The organism is Orenia sp., assembly GCF_055140805.1.
The window spans coordinates 1-16,997 of the sequence record NZ_JBSQYM010000056.1; the positions used below are offsets into that span (position 1 = coordinate 1).

Here is a 16,997-nt window from a genome sequence, read left to right on the forward strand (position 1 = left end):
ATAAAAGATGCTTTAGTCCTCTCTCCTAAGGTAGGAGAGAGTTAGAGTGAGGTATGAAAGGTTTTGATTTATTTCATTTTAGACTTGGATATCTATATACAAAGGAGCTGATTAACATTATTATTGTCAACACCGATTATATTACTGGAAGAGAGATAGAGAATATTATTGGATTGGTCAAAGGAAGTACCATTAAAGCAAGACATATCGGCAGTGATATTGGGGCAGGGTTAAGAAATTTGGTGGGCGGTGAGGTCAAAGGCTATACCAAAATGATTGATGAAGCACGCGATGAAGCTTTGGAGAGAATGAAAAAAGAGGCTGAAAACTTAGGAGCTGACGCTATTATCAATGTCAGATTTACCACTTCTCAAGTGATGGCAGGAGCATCAGAGATTTTAGTTTATGGAACTGCTGTAAAATTGAAATAGGGACAGAATAAACTTCTGTCCCCTCATCACTACTCTTCAATTCTAACAAATACATCTAATCTATAATCACTGATCTCTTTAGCGACATTCCAGCCTTGAATTCGATAAACTCCTTCATCAAGTCCTGCTCCTGGACTCCAAATCTCCTTATAAACTAGAGATTGACCAGGCTCTAAAGTTATTACTTTGGTAGACTGGACAAAGCTTCTATTGGCTGACCAAGTCCAGATTCTTCTTCCACTATCATAGGCTACCAACTCAATTCTCTGTCCTGACTTATAACTTAACTTGATAGGCGAATTAGTGATGTTAGTCTTTACTAAGGTAACTTTAATATTCTCACCTGGAGCATAGCTATCCTTATTGGTAAACATTACAATTAATAATCCATTAATAACAGTATAATCAAAATTCTTAGTCCTTACCTCTACCCTTCTCTCCACATCTCTATCAAAATCTTCATCGAAATCTCTGTCTATATCCCTATCCATATCTCCATCAGGTACTATTATGACTTGACCAACTTCTATCATATTGGGCTCTTGAATATCATTTAAATCTATCAAAGTCTGTACTGTAGTTCCAAAACGTTGGGCAATCTCATAAAGAGTATCACCAGATTTAACCCTATAACGTATCATCATTACCCCTCCTTTCTAATTATTAGAGATATTTAGTCTAGCTCTATCTATAGTATTCTATAAGAAGGATTATAGTGATATGTTTTGTAAAATATTCTTTAAATCCAAAAATAAGGATAAGAATAATTAATTATTCTTATCTACTTAAAGTTATAATATTAAATTTACGTTAAATAAAAAACTGCCAAAAGGAATTTGTCTAATTTTATCGAATTTTGAAACTATACATCTTAATAATCATATTATTTATTAAGTTTCTTTATAAATATATATTTAATTAAAGATTAAACACTAAAAATAGCCCTATTTATAAATCAAAAATATAAAAATAGAAAGAAGGAGAACTTATGAGATTAAATTCACTAGCAGCAAAAATTATTACCGCTATGTTGATATCGGCAACCCTAATATTTTCGATTCAAATTTATTTAACTACAAATTCAGAATTAACTAGACTCACAAACAATGCTAAAGAGTACCTAATAGCCAAAACCAATGAAGAGGTTGAAAAAGTTAATAGTGATTTCTTAAAAATAGACCAAGGAGCACAGGGATTGGCCTCTCTTATAGCCGTAAATAGGGAGCATAATACCAACCTAAATCTAGAATATATAAGAAGTTTAATTAAGGATATAGATTTAGTTATTGGCTCTGGTTTTTGGATGGAGCCTTATCAATATAGTAAAGATCAAAAATATTTTGGTCCCTATCTCTATAAGGATAGTAATGATATCATACTGACTTGGGATTATAGTAATAGTGATTATGACTATTTTAATTATGACTGGTATAAGAATGGATTTAAGAGCAAAGACTCAACTTGGACTGAACCTTACTATGATGAAGTTTCAGGAATAACTATGATGACATATACTACTCCTATCTACTCCAACAATAATCTTATAGGAGTAACAACTCTAGATATAAATTTAAAGGATATGATCGATTATATAAAAAATATTAAAGTCAGTAAACATGGACAAGTCTATTTAATAAATGATATAGGAAATTTTATCGTTAGCCCTGATCACAGTAAGCAGGGTGTCAATATTCAAGATAAAAACAACAGTAAGCTTAGTGATTTCTCTTCTGAAATTTTATCTAACGATGATACCATGATACTCAATAGAAAATTAGCTGGTGAAGATCATTTTATTGCCTATTCATCTATTGGAAATACTGGTTTAAAGCTTATCTTAACCTTTCCACTAAAAGATTTAGGCATAAAGGAGAAAGTTATCTTCTCATTAATAACCTCAATTCTTAGTTTAATCTTGTTTATGATAATCTTATATTATTTACTAAGACATCTTGTTATAAAACCAATAACTATTACCAGTCATTTTACCCAGTTTATTTCCCAGGGAGACTTTACTAAAGATATCCCTAGTAAATATACTAAAAGAACTGATGAAATAGGCAAATTAGCAATTAGCTTTGATACAATGTCTAATAATTTAAGAGATATGATAGAAAAACTGATAAGTCTCTCTGAACAGATGGCTAGTTCAAGTCAAGAGTTGTCAGCTTCTGCTGAAGAAGGTACTACATCTATCGAGGGTACTAATGAATTAATAGAAAATATCACTGCTACCATAGAACAAATATCTGCAAGTGCAGAAAGAGTAGCTAGCTTTGCTCAAGAATCAAATTCAAAAACAGAATTGGGTACAATTAATATTCAGAATACACTAACAACTATGAACAGTATTAGTCAAACTGTTAATAAAGCAGTAAATGTTGTCACTAGTTTAAACAGTACATCCCAGGAAATTGAACAAATTGTAGAAATGATTACTAACATTGCAGATCAAACTAATTTATTAGCTTTAAACGCTGCCATTGAAGCCGCTAGAGCTGGAGAAGCAGGTAAGGGATTTGCAGTGGTTGCAGATGAAATAAGAGAATTGGCTAAAGAAACAAATAAAGCTACAGAAAAAATAATTAACTTAATTTCTGAAACTAAAGATAAGACTACTTTAGGAATAGAAGTAATTAATGAGGTAGCAGATATAACAAAACACGGAGAAGATGTTGTGGCTAAAACAGGAGATGTCTTTGTAGAGATAAGCTCTGCCAGTGAAGAAACCTCTATTCAAATTGAAGAAACAGCTAAAGCTACCCATGAATTAGCTCAAAATAGTAGTCAAATTACTGAATCTACTAATGAGATTAAGAACATGTCCGATGAAATAGCCTACTCAGCTCAAGAGTTAGCTAATATGTCTATAGAATTAAGTGATTTAATAGAGAAGTTTAAAATATAGATAATTAAGCACTCAAATTTAATAACACACTTGTTAAATAAGATTAGCCATCTAATATTAGATGGCTAATCTTATAATTACTATTAGATTTTTTCTAATCTCATAACTCTTCCCCAAGAAGGTGGAATCTCTTTTATCATTGCCTTCCCGTCTTGAACAATAAAGCTATCACCATCATTTAATAAATCTCTTAATAAATATTCTCCTTCTACATCAAGTTCTAACTCAATATCAACAGGCTTGTCCGAGGAGTTTACTACTGTTAATATCCGTTCATCTCCATACTCTCTTAAGAAAGCAAATTGTTGATGGTCCACAAAGATTTGCTGATAATTTCCATAACATAAGGCTTTAGAATTCTTTCTAATCTCTGCTAAAGCAGTAATTACTTTTACTAAGTCTTTATTTGCACTCTTTTTAGCTACGTTACTGATATTTAGCTCAGGACGAAGTGGGGTATCATCCCCATTAATCTTCTTACCTTCTATCCCCCATTCACTACCATAATAAATAGATGGTATACCAGGCATCGCAAATAAGAGCAGGTGTAAAGGATACAAATGAGCAGGATTATCAAGGGTGCTTGCTATTCTATTCACATCATGATTATCTACAAAGCTATATAAAGGAAGATGCTTATATATACCCCCTTCTCCAAATTGCCTTTTCAAAGAATAGGCAATCTCAAAATAATTCTTATCATTATGGCTTGAATATAGACCTTTATAAGCTTCATAGTTGGTTACAGAATCCATCATAGCAGCTCCAGCCCATTTTCTATAATCACCATGGATTACCTCACCTAATATCCAGAAATTAGGCTTTAAATCTCTACAAAACTCACCTAACTCAACAATAAATTCAGGCTCCAAGCAATCAGCAGCATCTAGTCTTAGACCAGAGATATCAAATTGCTCAATCCATTCTCCTACTGCATTAAAGAGATACTCCTTTACTTCAGGATTCTTAAGGTTTAATTTAACCAGATTATAATGCCCTTCCCAGGCTTCATAGGTAAAATCATCACCATAAGGGCTTTGGTATTCAAAGTTCAAGCCTGCAAACCAATCACAATACTTTGAATTCTGCCCTTGTTCCAATACATCTTGAAATGCCCAAAAATCCCTCCCTACATGATTGAAGACCCCATCCAAAATAACTCTAATTCCATTCTCCTTTAAGTGGGATACTAGTTTAGCCAAACTCTGATTGTCCCCTAATCTACGATCAACCTGATAGTAATCTTTGGTATCATAGCCATGGCTAGTCGATTCAAATACAGGACCTAAATACATTGCATTCACCCCCATAGCTGTAAGGTGTTCTACCCAATCATAGATTTTATCCAAACCATAATTAACCGGTGCTGAAAAATCATTCTTCTTAGGAGCACCACAAAATCCTAAGGGATAGATATGATAAAAAACAGATTCGTAAGGCCAACTTTTCATAATTAATTCCTCCTTATAATTTTGAATTTATTTAGAATACAACATCTATACCGAACGGTATATTAAAGCTAAAAAAATAATTATTTAAGAATAGATTCCATGCATAAATTGGTGAACTGCTTGATATAATAACTCATCATTTAACTGCCTATCACCTCGTAGTGATAAAGCTATATATGTATTGATCATTCCTAGTAATGTAGCTGCATAAGCCTGATGCCTACCTTTCATATTACCATGATCTTCTGCTGCTTGAATAAAGAGCTCTTCCACCATCTTATATTGCTCTTTGATATATTTAGAGACAGCCTTATTAGATTCACTATCTACTGGTGCAAAAGCCATCGCCAATTGCATCCTATAAAAGATTTTATTATTTTTGGCAAAATCAAAATAAGTGGCTACTAATCTATTTAATGTAAAAGGCAAATCATGATTATACCTTGTTCCCTCTTTAACCAAGTTGTTTATCTTAGAGAATTTCTCAGCTAATAATTCTTCTAAAAGTCCTTTCTTATTTCCAAAATAGTGATAGAGAGTTGGTTTAGTAACACCTGCTTCCTCAGCTAACTCTTTTACACCCACTCCATCATAACCCCGCGAAGCAAAAAGATTTACTGCAACCTCTATAATCCTAGCACGATTATCCACCTAAGCTCTCACCTCCTACAGTATTATTTACTATTAAATCCATTATACCGTTCGGTATAGAGAATGTCAAGAAAATTATGAGTTTAAGTCTAAGACTAAGTTTAAGCTTGAAACTTAGTCTTAAGCTCACATTTATAAACTAAAGAAATAAGAACAAATTGGGCTAGCGCCCACTCTACTATTAATCTAAAATTAGATTTTTAACTAAGAGGATAAGCAATAAATCATATTACTAATATAAAAAATTATTACGAGAAAAATTATCAGCTTTTTCTCGTGTTACTTTTGGCATTGCCCCAAAAGTAACCAAAAAGTCTAGAAAAAAATAAAACTCACTACGCAATCATAATCCTAATTATTATAAATAATTTATTTCTCTAATCAAGACTTGATTTAACTCTAAATCCTTATTCAATTTTTGCTTCGTTCAAACAATAATTTTTTCACTCCAAAATCAAAAGCAAAATAAAAAGAAAGGTTATCCACAACCTCTAAAAAAGCATAATTTCCTTAATAAAATAAAGAACTCCCGCAAATGGGAGTTCTGATATATGTACTAGTTATTACTCTCCAGCAGGTGGAGTAAAAGTTCTTTGAGCTAGCTCATTGTCTAGCATATAAATTCCATTTCCATTTTCACCAATTCGCTCTACCTTCTTTAATAATCCATCCATTGTCGCTTCCTCTTCAACCTGTTCATCAACAAACCACTGTAACATACCAATGGCTGGATAACAGCTCTCCTCTTTAGCAATATCCATCAATTTATAGATTCGCTTAGTAACACTTTTCTCATGGTGTAGAGCATACTTGATAGCATCTGCAATAGAATCAAATTCATTTCTAGGCTCTCCCAAGGCTTTCATAATTACCCTTTCACCCATCTCATCGATAAAGTTAGAGAATTTTTGAGCATGGAATTGCTCTTCTTCTGTTTGAATTTCAAAGAAGTGGGCAAAACCTTCTAAGTCCTCTGACTTAAAATAAGCTGCTATGGCTAGATAATAATGAGCCGATTCATACTCATATCTAACCTGTTCATTTAACTCTTCTAATAATTTTTCTGGTAACATTGATCTAACCTCCTCAAATTATATGTACTTACTAGTAATTATTCTCTATAAAGGAGAATTATCCTTTAATATATTTGATTATTAAATCATTACAAGTGATAAGGTTCATTCTTCATAATCTTAAAAGCACGATAAACCTGTTCTAATAAAATCAATCTAGCCATCTGATGGGTAAAGGTCATATGGGAGAAGCTTAAGATATAGTCTGCACTCTTTCTCACGTTTTCATGTAAGCCCAATGCCCCACCGATAATAAATTCGATACTGCTATAGCCTTGTAGCTGTAAATTACTAATAGATTTAGCAAGACCTTCAGAACTCATCGGCTTACCCTGTGGATCTAGAGCAATCGTATAAGAGCGATTATCTATCTTCTCTATAATCTTCTCACCCTCTGCTTCCTTAATCTGGTTCATCTCAGAAGAGCTTAAGTTTCCAGATATCTTCTCATCCTTGACCTCAATTACCTCTAAAGAGGTATGCCTTTGTAACCTCTTAACAAACTCATCAATCCCTTGATTAATATAGCTCTCTTTAATCTTTCCAACAGCAATCACTCTAACCTTCATCTTAACCATCCTTTCAAAACAAATTAGCCTATTATTCAGTCTTTTATAATCAAAATCTTTAAAGACTAATTCAAAAAATTTTTTTTTGCAACGAATCTCGCGAATTTACGCCAATTCAGACCAAACTCTTTTTAAAAACTTAACCTGTAATTTTATCTTTGCTTTTGATTCGTATTAATTCGTTGCTAATTTATTTTGTCCTTATGTTTTGGCTTTATATTTTTATTTTTCTTTAAAAAGTTATCCACAACTTCTAAAAAAAGTCCTTAATGAAAATAAAAGGCTAGCTTACAGCTAGCCCTTTAAAACTCTATTCTAATGGTCTCTCCTCTAACTTTAATTCTAGAGTAAAAGATTTATTTCCTCTATGAACTACTAGTTTAATTTTATCATTGATTTGATAACTTTTCAAAATATCTTTTAAGCTATCCATACCATCAACCTTTTGACCTGCTATCTCTGTAATTATATCACCTTGCTGTAATCCACTATCCTCGGCAGGACTACCCTCTATAACTTTAACTACATAAACACCAGAATCCTTCACAAAACCATACTCTTTAGCACTCTCAGGGCTAATGTCCATTCCATAAATCCCAATCCAAGGTCTAATAATTCTACCATCTTTAATTAATTGTTTAGCTATCTCCTTGGCTACATTGATTGGAATAGCAAAACCTAAACCTTGAGCTTGTTGGATAATAGCAGTATTAATCCCAATTACCCTGCCAGCTCTATCTAACAAAGCTCCACCACTATTGCCTGGATTAATAGCAGCATCGGTTTGAATCATATTGGTCAACTCTACCCCTTCTTGAATAGGCAAATCCCTGTTTAAGGCACTGATTACACCAGTGGTAACAGTATTGGAGAAACCATAAGGGTTACCAATTGCAATAGCTAACTCTCCTACCTCTAATTTGGTTGAATCACCAAACTCTACAACAGGTATATCATAATCTTCTACATCAATCTTCACCACAGCCAGATCTGTGATTGGATCCCGTCCAACTACTTCACCCAAGTAATCTATATCATCTTTAGGAAAGATTACTCTAATCCGATTAGCACCCTCAACTACATGGTTATTTGTAATAATATAGCCTTCCTTATTTAAAATTACTCCAGAACCTTCCCCTTCTACCTTCTGTTCAGTTCTACGAGCAAAAAAATCATAGACTACCCTCTCTCTAACGGTCTTAATCTTAACAATCCCAGGGCCTACTTCCTTGACTACATCCACAATACTTAGCTGATTATCATCTACTTTAGCAACCTGTTGACTAGCAACTTCCTTCTCCAAATCACCCTCTGAATTAGAAACTGCTCCTTCTAATAAATTATCATTAATCTTCTCTATCTTAGAATTAAAAATCATCTGATGAGAGAAGAAATACAATAATCCAGCACCTAATAAGCAAGCGATTACTGCTATAATCAGATATGATTTAAATGTTGACTTGAACTCATAATGGTCATCTCTAGAAAAAAGATCCATCCCGTCCACCCCATCTTTATTATTTTTAGCCAATCTGATACAGAGGACTAACCTTATCTTGTAAAGCAAAATCTAATTTTATATCCTTGTCCAATCTAATTCCTGCATCAACAAGCATATTCTTGATAGTCAAAAAAGCCAATTCGGGTACATTATTATCTTTGCTAAGATGGGCTAATAATATACGGGAGACAGAACTTTTAGCTAACTCTACCACTGTAGCTCCTGCATCATCATTAGATAAATGACCTTGAGTTCCCATAATCCTCTTCTTTAATGCCCAAGGGTATGGACCAATCTTTAACATCTCTAAGTCATGATTTGACTCCAGTATTACCAAATCAGAGTCACTAATCTCTAGCCTTACATCATCAGTAACCTCACCCATATCAGTAGCAATTGCTACTTTAGTCTCTTTAAAACTGATCGTATAGCCAACAGGCTCTTTAGCATCATGGGAGATACTAAAGGGCTTAACTAAACAATCACCAAGAGTAAACGCATCAGTTTCAATAATGATCTTATTCTTCTCATCTATATTTCCTAACTTAGGAGATGCTCCTTCCCAAGTACCTTTAGTAGCATAAATAGGAAGATTACACCTCCTTGATAATACACCAGCACCTTGAATATGGTCACTATGCTCATGGGTTAATAAAATAGCATCCAAATCATCAACCTTTAAATTTACCTCTTTTAATTTATTATTAATCTGTTTACCACTCAATCCAGCATCAACTAATATCTTCTTATCCTTAGTTCCAATATAAATAGAATTTCCTGAGCTTCCACTGGCTAAGGTACATACTTCTAAACTAATTTAAATCATCTCCTCAAATTAAAATAAATTTAATTATTTCTTTATAAAAAAAGGATTTACTCTATTAAAACGGAATTAATTTAATAATATCATGTATTTTTTGATAATAATATTATTATATATAAGTGTATACAAGGAGGCTAGTGATGAATTTTATCGAATTCCAAAGTAAAGTATCAAATAAAATAAATGTTGATCTTAGTAGTTATAAAAGAAATAGAGTTGAACGTCGGATTAATAACTTGATGAAAAAACATAATCTTAATGACTATAAAAGTTGTTTAGAAAAATTAAATAGTAGTCATGATTTTCAAGAAGAATTTTTGGAACATATGACCATTAATACTTCAGAATTTTATCGTAACCCCAAAAATTATGAATACCTACAGGATAAGCTTTTTCCAGAATTATTTGCTAATAAGAGTAAAATCAAGATTTGGAGTGCTGCTTCTTCTAATGGTTGTGAAGCTTATACCCTAGCAATTATCTTGAATGAATTAGGAATTGATCCTAGTAAATATCAAATCAAGGCTACAGATATTGATCCTGCTATCTTACAGGAAGCAAGAGCAGGTAAATATAAAGAAAACTCACTTAAAAAAGTACCAAACAAAGTCCTTAACAAATATTTTACTAAAAAAGATGACTATTATCAACTAGACCGTAAGATTATGAGCAGAGTACAATTTGGTAAATTAGATTTATTAAAAGATAGATATGATACCAATATAGACTTAATCCTATGCAGAAATGTATTTATCTACTTTACCAAAGAAGTAAAAGATCAATTAACTACTAAATTAAGCAATTCCTTAGTCCAAGGTGGTATTCTATTCTTAGGTAATACAGAATATCTACTTAAACCTGATGAGTTTAACTTAAATAAAATATATAACTCTTTTTATAGAAAAAAATAAAAGGTGGCGAGTTAACTCGCCACCTTTTATCCTCTATAAAACTCTAAATTGAGAGATAAGTTTCTCTAGTCTTTCTGATTTCTTATCTAAATCCATCGATATATCGGATATTGAACGTGAAATATCCTCTAAATCATAAACTACTGTAACTACTTCTCCAGCACTAGATGCTAGATCATGAGTTGCAGCACTAGTCTGCTCCATTTGTAAGGCTGTCTCATTAGTAGCTTCCTTAATACCTTCAAAGGCTTTACCAGCTCTATTAATAACCTCTTCTCCACTCTCAACTTCGCGAGTACCTTTTTGAATCGCTTCCACAGCTTTATCTGATTCATCCTGAGTCTCTTTAATCAAACCGTGAATCTTATCAGCAGCCTCAGATGACTGACTTGCTAAATCTCTAATTTCATCTGCTACTACCGCAAAGCCTCTACCAGCCTCTCCAGCTCTAGCTGCTTCAATAGCTGCATTTAAAGCCAATAGATTGGTCTGTTCTGAAATTGCAGTAATTAACTGCACAATCTCCCCAATTTGTAAAGATTTCTTATCCAAATTACCAATTACCTCAACTGACTCTTGAACAGTTTTCTTAATATTTGTCATTTGTGCTACAACCAATTTAATCGCTTTATTACCTTCGAAAACGATATTTTTGGTCTCTTCAGCCATAGAAGCTACCTCTTCACTATTAGTAGATACCTCTTCAGTAGATGCAGAGATTCTATTTACTTGGTCTAAGGTAGAATCAACATCTTTAGTAAAATCATCTAAGCTAACAGATAAATCTCTACTAGATGAATTGAGGCTATTTATAACATCTTTAACCTCATTAATCATTGTAGACTGCTGTTTAGTCATCAGATTAAAGCTGGTAGCTAACTCACCTAACTCATCTTTTCTCTTAATATCAAGAGCTGTAGTAAAGTCACCTTCAGCCATTTTCTTCATACCTGCAGTAGCCCTCTTAATTGGGTTAGATATATTCCGTGAAATTTTAACAGCAATTACAGTAACTATTATTATAGAAACGATTCCACACAAGATAATCATATTTCTAACCTTACTAGCAGTTGCGATAATAGCACTCTCTTTAGCCTCTACAACAAGTGTCCAATCATAAGAAGCTATTTTGGCATAAGCACCTATATACTTGTTACCATCTTCTTCTCTATTAAAGTAACCAGTGGCAGCAATTCTTGCCATAACTGTTGAAGCATTATCTTCATTGTGTACATTGCTAGTTTCCTGAGCCTTTGCAATATTATTTTTAAAAAAATCACTGTCTCCATAACTACTTATCTTATTCTCACCATCACTGTGCTGTAAAACCTTTCCTTCTTTATCAATAAGATATATATTACCTGTTAAATTCAAGGCTTTAAAAACTTCATTATAATTATTTTCAACTTCCTCAGCAATAGCAGTCTTGGTCATAAAAAAGACCATCTCTGGTTTCAGACTATCTATCCTCATACTGCTATTTGTAACCTTATCCTCAATTGTCTTATGCACCCTTGAAGCCACAGAACGAGAAATCATCATCAATTGCTTCTTAGATGTATCTAACAATGAATCTCTAAAATAAAAATAAGAAAAACTACCTACCGCCAAAGTAACGCCAAGAGTAATAGCCAATAAAATTCCTAAAATCCTATTAAAGATAATACCAGACTTAAGTTTATTAACTACTTTAACCTCTTTAATTGCCTCTTCATTACCAATATCCATTTCTTTTTCAGGCATTACACCAACTCCTTTGTGTTAAAGTATTTATTGTTATTATAAACTTATATCAATTATACAAATTATTCCTCTTTATTGTATTAATTAATTCTACTAGTAGCACTTTTAATTGAACCAGATAAATCCTTTGAAACCTTAATAGCAATTAAAGTAGCTATTATTGTAGAAATAATTCCAAATAAAATAATTATATTTCTAACTTTACTGGCATTAGTAGTAATGCTATTTTCTTCAGCCTCTACCAGCAATGTCCAATCATAAGGAGCTATTTTAGTATAAGCCCCTATATACTTTATACCATCTTCTATTCTATTAAAATAACCCGTAGCAATAATTCCACTCATAGCAGATTGAGTCCCATCTCCATTGTGAAGATTATTAGCTTCTATAACATTATTTTTAAAAAAATCATATTCTCTATAACTACTTATTTCATTTTTCATATCACTGTGTTGTAGCACTTTCCCATCTTTATCAATAAGAGATATATTTGCTGTTAAATTTAAAGCTTGAAAAACTTCAACATAATTATTCTGCATTATATTACCTATATCAGTCATAGTCATAAAAAAAACCATCTCTGGCTTTAAATTATCTAATCTAATATCACTATCTGTAACTTTTTCTTCAATTGTCTTGTGCACATTCGAAGCCACAAAACGAGAAATCATCATTAACTGTTTTTTAGATGTATCTAATAATGAATCTTTAAAATAAACATAAGAAAAACTACCTACCGCCAAAGTAATTCCAAGAGTAATAGTCAATAAAATTCCTAAAATCCTATTGAAGATACTACCAGACTTAAGTTTATTAACTACTTTAACCTCTCTGTCAGTCACTACACCAACTCCTTTGTATGAAAGTATATAGGCACTATAAAACTTATATTAATTATTAAAAACCCCTACTTCTTCTTTATTATATAGAAATTCCACATTTATCTTTATAATCCTTCTTTTTACCTAATTATTTTTCAACCTATATATATTAATTGAATCCCATATTAATTAGATAGATAATATGATAAACTGATTAACCCTATAGATAAGTCCTCATCTCGTACTTTTATATCATCAGACACCCTCAAATGTATAGGTGCAAAATTCCAAATTGCCTTTATCCCCGCATCTATTAGTTCATCTGCCACCTGTTGAGCTACCTCTGATGGAACAGCAACAATCCCTATTTTAATATCATTCTCTGTCACTACTGTCCTTAATTGCTTCATCGGATAAACTTCTGCACTTCCTAAATTACTCTTTATTTTATTTGTGTCGATATCTAGAACGTGACTTATATTTAATCCCAGCTTCTTAAACCCACCATAATTGACTAATGCTTGACCCAAATTACCTGCTCCAACTAAGACAACCTTCCAGTTATTATCTAGACCCAATATCCTTTCTAAATTCTTCATTAAATCACTTACTTCATAGCCAACACCCCTTCGTCCAAACTCACCATAATAAGATAAATCCTTTCTAACTTGAGTCGAAGGAATTCCTAATCCATCCCCTAATTCTTTAGAAGAGATAACCTCTACACCTTGACTATCCATCTTCTGCAAATAACGATAATAAAGTGGCAATCTTTCAACCGTTGTAGCAGGTGTTGTTATATTCTTCATTTTAAAATCCACTCCCCTTTTCACATATTAATAATATTATTGAAGTTTTAATCATATACTAATTATCTAATTTAAAAATTACTCTAAGCAATAACTTGACTAAGCCCTAATTTTATTATAATCTTAAAGTTAAGTATGGTCAAATTAAAGGAGGAAATAATAATGAATTCTAGCTATCTTAATCCAATCGCCTTTAGACTAGGACCTTTAAAAGTCCATTGGTATGGAATTATTATGGCATCTGCTGTATTAATAGGTTTAACTCTAGCTAGCAATGAAGCTAAAAGAAAAAAAATAAATCCTGATTTGATTTTAGATTTAGTAATTTGGGCAATTCCTTTTGCAATTATTGGAGCTCGTACTTATTATGTAATTTTTGAATGGGATTACTATAAATACAATCCTTCTCAAATAATTAAAATCTGGCAGGGTGGTATAGCTATACATGGGGCATTAATTGGATCTATTATTGCTGCAATAATATTTACTAAAAAACACAAAATAACATTTTGGCAAGTAGCCGACATCACTGCACCTAGCCTAATCTTAGGACAGGCTATTGGACGATGGGGTAATTTTATGAATCAAGAAGCTCATGGTGGTCCTGTCAGTAGGTCATTTTTAGAATCATTACATATACCAAAATGGATTATAGAACAGATGAACATTAATGGTACCTACTATCATCCTACTTTTTTATATGAATCAATTTGGAACATACTTATCTTCTCATTTCTATTCTTCTTTTGGAAGAAAAGAGAGTTTCTAAAAGACGGGGAAGTCTTCCTAACCTATATTAGTCTATACTCAATTGGACGCTTCTTTATTGAAGGGATGAGAACTGATAGCTTAATGATTGGCCCTTTAAGAATGGCACAATTAATTAGTATTTTTATTATTGTGATTTCTATTGCTATTAGCTATTATAGACGAGTTTTAAAGAAAAATTAGATTTTTTCTATATTGAATTTAGGGTAATTAATTATCCTAAATTCTTTTTATATAATATCAGTTTAGGTATATACTGCGAAATATTTACATTTAAAAAATTAAACAAACCTTTATAGGTTCGTGAATCTAGAATAAAATTTAGCCATAACGCTATATAGAGATAATGGTACACTTTCGTGTCAGGAATCAGGAATCTGGAATCAGTCTGTTTTACTGATAACTGGTTCCTGACTCCTGATTCCTAAAACAGTCCCAATATATCCATTAAGTTTCATTTTGAATTCACATACCTTAACTCTCAACTATACACTATAAACTATTCACTTCAAAAAGGGAGGTTATCATGAAAGACTATATTACCGATGTTCCAGGGATCAAGGTTGGACATCAAGATAATGAAGAAGGAATGACAGGATGTACAGTTATCTTAGCTGATGAAGGTGCTGTGGCTGGAGTAGATGTCCGAGGTTCAGCGCCAGGAACCCGTGAAACCGATTTACTATCACCTATTAATATGATAGAGAAGGTCAATGCTATTTTACTTTCAGGAGGAAGTGCCTTTGGTTTAGCTGCTGCAAATGGTGTTATGACCGCCTTAGAAGAGGAGAATATAGGTTTTGATGTAGGAGTTACTAAAGTACCTATAGTCCCTACTGCTGTGCTCTTTGATTTAAATGTAGGTGACCATACAATTCGTCCTGATTACCAGATGGGCTATCAAGCTGTTAAAACTGCTTCTGCTAACGAGATCCGTTTAGGTAAGGTAGGAGTAGGATTGGGTTGTACAGTAGGCAAATTATTAGGTCCTAAGCAGGCTACACCAAGTGGACTGGGGAGCGCTAGTATCAAAATCACAGATGATATATACATAGGTGCCTTGGTGGCTGTCAACGCATTTGGAGATATCTTTGATAAAGAAGGAAAAATCATAGCAGGATGCAAAGATAAAGAGGGGAATTTTATAAATACATATAAGTCAATGAAAGAACATAAGATAACGGGCTTTGGTCAAAATACTACCATTGGAGTTATCGCAACTAATGCTAAACTAAATAAATCAGAAGCTACAAAAATAGCCCAAGTAGCTCATAATGGTTACGCAAAACATATCAACCCTGTTCATACTATGTTAGATGGAGATACTATCTTTGCCATGAGCACTGGGCATAAAAGTATTGATATTAACTTATTAGCTACTACTGCTAGTGAAGTAATGGGTAGAGCCATTGTAAAAGCAGTGGAAGCTGTCAATCTAGATTAGTCTTTTTTCAATTGATGGCACGCACGACAGCGGGGTTCATACTTCTCGTCCCTTCGGGGATTAACATCCCACTTCGTGGCAGAACCTGCACCTACTACTACAATTGGATCGTTAATACTTGCTGGTTCTCCATCAATCAATCTCTGGTTTCTAGTAGCTGGATTAGAGCATTTAACACATACAGCATGTAATTTACTAACATACTCTGCTCTAGCCATCAGTTCTGGTATAGGTCCAAAGCCTCTACCTGCAAAATCTGTATCTAATCCAGCTATAATTACCCGATATCCTGATTCAGCCAACTCGTCAGCCAATGGGACAATATCATTAGAGAAGAATTGACCTTCATCAATAGCTACAACGTCTATCTCTTTTTGCTGGCTCTCTTCTTTGATTATCCTTCTAATCTGCTTAACATTATCAACAATTTGAGCCTTGATAGTAATACCATTATGTGTTGCTACTGCGGTATCACTATATCTATTATCTATACTTGGCTTAAAGACCAATACTTCTTGTTTAGCAATTACAGCCCTCTCTATTCTCCTAATCAATTCACTACTCTTACCTGAAAACATGACCCCTGTCACTACTTCTACCCATCCAGTATTGACACATCCATAGTACCCATGCATCTGAATATCCTCCCCTTGATAATTGAAATTATTAAACTATCCATACCCTTTATCTATCAAGAAAATAATTCTTGAAAAAACTAAAAACTACTAAAAATTATATTTTAAAACTAAAAAAAGTTACTCTTTTACCGAGCAACTCCAATGTCAAATTTATATTTGTTATAATTATATGTAGTTTTAATTTAAAATGGTGGCAAAACCCGGACTTGAACCGGGGACACGAGGATTTTCAATCCTCTGCTCTACCGACTGAGCTATTTCGCCTTGAAAATATAATTTACAATTTACAATTAAGTTCAAGATCTTAATGCTCTTGATTTTAATTGTCAACTGTCAATTGTACATTGTCAATTCAACTTAAAATGGCGAGGATGACGAGACTCGAACTCGCGACCTCCGGCGTGACAGGCCGGCGTGGTAACCAACTCCACCACATCCCCACATTGTTAGTTGACA

Annotated in this window: 16 protein-coding genes and 2 tRNA genes; 5 read left to right on the plus strand and 13 right to left on the minus strand. The window is 33.0% G+C overall.

Features of this window, described 5'->3' with window-relative positions; translation table 11 throughout:
- Positions 1 to 116: 116 nt before the first annotated feature.
- Complete coding sequence (locus tag ACTCDL_RS07425; protein WP_463175530.1) at positions 117 to 431, plus strand: YbjQ family protein; 315 nt, start codon at positions 117 to 119, stop codon at positions 429 to 431.
- 29 nt (positions 432 to 460) lie between these two features.
- On the opposite strand, the gene ACTCDL_RS07430 is transcribed toward ACTCDL_RS07425, so the two are convergent.
- Positions 461 to 1,072 (minus strand): BsuPI-related putative proteinase inhibitor, encoded by a 612-nt coding sequence (locus tag ACTCDL_RS07430; RefSeq protein WP_463175508.1) that lies wholly within the window; start codon positions 1,070 to 1,072, stop codon positions 461 to 463.
- Positions 1,073 to 1,419: 347 nt separating this feature from the next.
- On the opposite strand from ACTCDL_RS07430, the gene ACTCDL_RS07435 reads away from it, so the two are divergent.
- The gene (locus ACTCDL_RS07435) at positions 1,420 to 3,339 is read left to right on the plus strand and encodes a methyl-accepting chemotaxis protein (protein ID WP_463175510.1); all 1,920 of its coding nucleotides are present in this window, start codon (positions 1,420 to 1,422) and stop codon (positions 3,337 to 3,339) included.
- 83 nt (positions 3,340 to 3,422) lie between these two features.
- On the opposite strand, the gene ACTCDL_RS07440 is transcribed toward ACTCDL_RS07435, so the two are convergent.
- From ACTCDL_RS07440 to ACTCDL_RS07465, 6 genes are all read right to left on the minus strand, one after another.
- Positions 3,423 to 4,790 (minus strand): alpha-amylase family glycosyl hydrolase, encoded by a 1,368-nt coding sequence (locus ACTCDL_RS07440; protein WP_463175511.1) that lies wholly within the window; start codon positions 4,788 to 4,790, stop codon positions 3,423 to 3,425.
- Positions 4,791 to 4,874: 84 nt separating this feature from the next.
- Positions 4,875 to 5,441 (minus strand): TetR/AcrR family transcriptional regulator, encoded by a 567-nt coding sequence (locus ACTCDL_RS07445; RefSeq protein WP_463175513.1) that lies wholly within the window; start codon positions 5,439 to 5,441, stop codon positions 4,875 to 4,877.
- A gap of 563 nt (positions 5,442 to 6,004) precedes the next feature.
- Positions 6,005 to 6,514 (minus strand): ferritin, encoded by a 510-nt coding sequence (locus ACTCDL_RS07450; RefSeq protein ID WP_463175514.1) that lies wholly within the window; start codon positions 6,512 to 6,514, stop codon positions 6,005 to 6,007.
- Between the two features lie 89 nt (positions 6,515 to 6,603).
- Positions 6,604 to 7,083, minus strand: a complete 480-nt coding sequence (rlmH, locus tag ACTCDL_RS07455; protein ID WP_463175516.1) for a 23S rRNA (pseudouridine(1915)-N(3))-methyltransferase RlmH — start codon at positions 7,081 to 7,083, stop codon at positions 6,604 to 6,606.
- A 310-nt stretch (positions 7,084 to 7,393) separates the two neighbouring features.
- The gene (locus ACTCDL_RS07460; protein ID WP_463175518.1) at positions 7,394 to 8,581 is read right to left on the minus strand and encodes a S1C family serine protease; all 1,188 of its coding nucleotides are present in this window, start codon (positions 8,579 to 8,581) and stop codon (positions 7,394 to 7,396) included.
- 25 nt (positions 8,582 to 8,606) lie between these two features.
- On the minus strand, positions 8,607 to 9,401 hold the full coding sequence (locus ACTCDL_RS07465; RefSeq protein WP_463175532.1) for an MBL fold metallo-hydrolase: 795 nt from the start codon (positions 9,399 to 9,401) through the stop codon (positions 8,607 to 8,609).
- Positions 9,402 to 9,547: 146 nt separating this feature from the next.
- Here ACTCDL_RS07465 and ACTCDL_RS07470 point away from each other — a divergent pair, with 146 nt between their 5' ends.
- Entirely contained in the window at positions 9,548 to 10,318 is a 771-nt protein-coding gene (locus ACTCDL_RS07470; RefSeq protein WP_463175519.1) for a CheR family methyltransferase, read from the plus strand.
- Between the two features lie 33 nt (positions 10,319 to 10,351).
- Here the strand turns inward: ACTCDL_RS07470 and ACTCDL_RS07475 are convergent, their stop codons facing one another.
- The 3 genes from ACTCDL_RS07475 to ACTCDL_RS07485 form a co-directional block, all read right to left on the minus strand.
- Positions 10,352 to 12,061, minus strand: coding sequence for a methyl-accepting chemotaxis protein (locus ACTCDL_RS07475; protein ID WP_463175521.1), 1,710 nt, complete (start codon positions 12,059 to 12,061; stop codon positions 10,352 to 10,354).
- An 80-nt stretch (positions 12,062 to 12,141) separates the two neighbouring features.
- On the minus strand, positions 12,142 to 12,903 hold the full coding sequence (locus ACTCDL_RS07480; RefSeq protein WP_463175523.1) for a hypothetical protein: 762 nt from the start codon (positions 12,901 to 12,903) through the stop codon (positions 12,142 to 12,144).
- Positions 12,904 to 13,067: 164 nt separating this feature from the next.
- Positions 13,068 to 13,691: a redox-sensing transcriptional repressor Rex gene (locus ACTCDL_RS07485; RefSeq protein WP_463175524.1), complete on the minus strand. Its 624-nt coding sequence runs from the start codon at positions 13,689 to 13,691 to the stop codon at positions 13,068 to 13,070.
- Between the two features lie 162 nt (positions 13,692 to 13,853).
- On the opposite strand from ACTCDL_RS07485, the gene lgt reads away from it, so the two are divergent.
- Positions 13,854 to 14,642 carry a prolipoprotein diacylglyceryl transferase gene (gene lgt, locus ACTCDL_RS07490; RefSeq protein ID WP_463175526.1) on the plus strand — a complete coding sequence of 263 codons (789 nt, stop codon included), beginning with the start codon at positions 13,854 to 13,856 and terminating at the stop codon, positions 14,640 to 14,642.
- Between the two features lie 343 nt (positions 14,643 to 14,985).
- Positions 14,986 to 15,903, plus strand: coding sequence for a P1 family peptidase (locus ACTCDL_RS07495; RefSeq protein ID WP_463175528.1), 918 nt, complete (start codon positions 14,986 to 14,988; stop codon positions 15,901 to 15,903).
- Here ACTCDL_RS07495 and ACTCDL_RS07500 read toward each other — a convergent pair.
- The 3 genes from ACTCDL_RS07500 to ACTCDL_RS07510 all read right to left on the minus strand — a co-directional run bounded on the left by ACTCDL_RS07500 (position 15,900) and on the right by ACTCDL_RS07510 (position 16,981).
- On the minus strand, positions 15,900 to 16,538 hold the full coding sequence (locus ACTCDL_RS07500; RefSeq protein WP_463175529.1) for a thymidine kinase: 639 nt from the start codon (positions 16,536 to 16,538) through the stop codon (positions 15,900 to 15,902). The genes ACTCDL_RS07495 and ACTCDL_RS07500 overlap by 4 nt on opposite strands.
- Before the next feature lie 191 nt (positions 16,539 to 16,729).
- Positions 16,730 to 16,805, minus strand: a tRNA-Phe gene (locus ACTCDL_RS07505).
- Between the two features lie 99 nt (positions 16,806 to 16,904).
- Positions 16,905 to 16,981: transfer RNA gene (locus tag ACTCDL_RS07510), tRNA-Asp, on the minus strand.
- Between the last annotated feature and the right edge of the window lie 16 nt (positions 16,982 to 16,997).

Coding starts and splice junctions, on each gene's coding strand:
- rlmH (WP_463175516.1), bottom strand. CDS start 7,083: ATGAAGGTTAGAGTGATTGCTGTTGGAAAGATTAAAGAGAGCTATATT.
- ACTCDL_RS07500 (WP_463175529.1), bottom strand. CDS start 16,538: ATGCATGGGTACTATGGATGTGTCAATACTGGATGGGTAGAAGTAGTG.
- ACTCDL_RS07485 (WP_463175524.1), bottom strand. CDS start 13,691: ATGAAGAATATAACAACACCTGCTACAACGGTTGAAAGATTGCCACTT.
- ACTCDL_RS07430 (WP_463175508.1), bottom strand. CDS start 1,072: ATGATACGTTATAGGGTTAAATCTGGTGATACTCTTTATGAGATTGCC.
- ACTCDL_RS07495 (WP_463175528.1), top strand. CDS start 14,986: ATGAAAGACTATATTACCGATGTTCCAGGGATCAAGGTTGGACATCAA.
- ACTCDL_RS07435 (WP_463175510.1), top strand. CDS start 1,420: ATGAGATTAAATTCACTAGCAGCAAAAATTATTACCGCTATGTTGATA.
- ACTCDL_RS07450 (WP_463175514.1), bottom strand. CDS start 6,514: ATGTTACCAGAAAAATTATTAGAAGAGTTAAATGAACAGGTTAGATAT.
- lgt (WP_463175526.1), top strand. CDS start 13,854: ATGAATTCTAGCTATCTTAATCCAATCGCCTTTAGACTAGGACCTTTA.
- ACTCDL_RS07440 (WP_463175511.1), bottom strand. CDS start 4,790: ATGAAAAGTTGGCCTTACGAATCTGTTTTTTATCATATCTATCCCTTA.
- ACTCDL_RS07460 (WP_463175518.1), bottom strand. CDS start 8,581: ATGGATCTTTTTTCTAGAGATGACCATTATGAGTTCAAGTCAACATTT.
- ACTCDL_RS07470 (WP_463175519.1), top strand. CDS start 9,548: ATGAATTTTATCGAATTCCAAAGTAAAGTATCAAATAAAATAAATGTT.
- ACTCDL_RS07475 (WP_463175521.1), bottom strand. CDS start 12,061: ATGCCTGAAAAAGAAATGGATATTGGTAATGAAGAGGCAATTAAAGAG.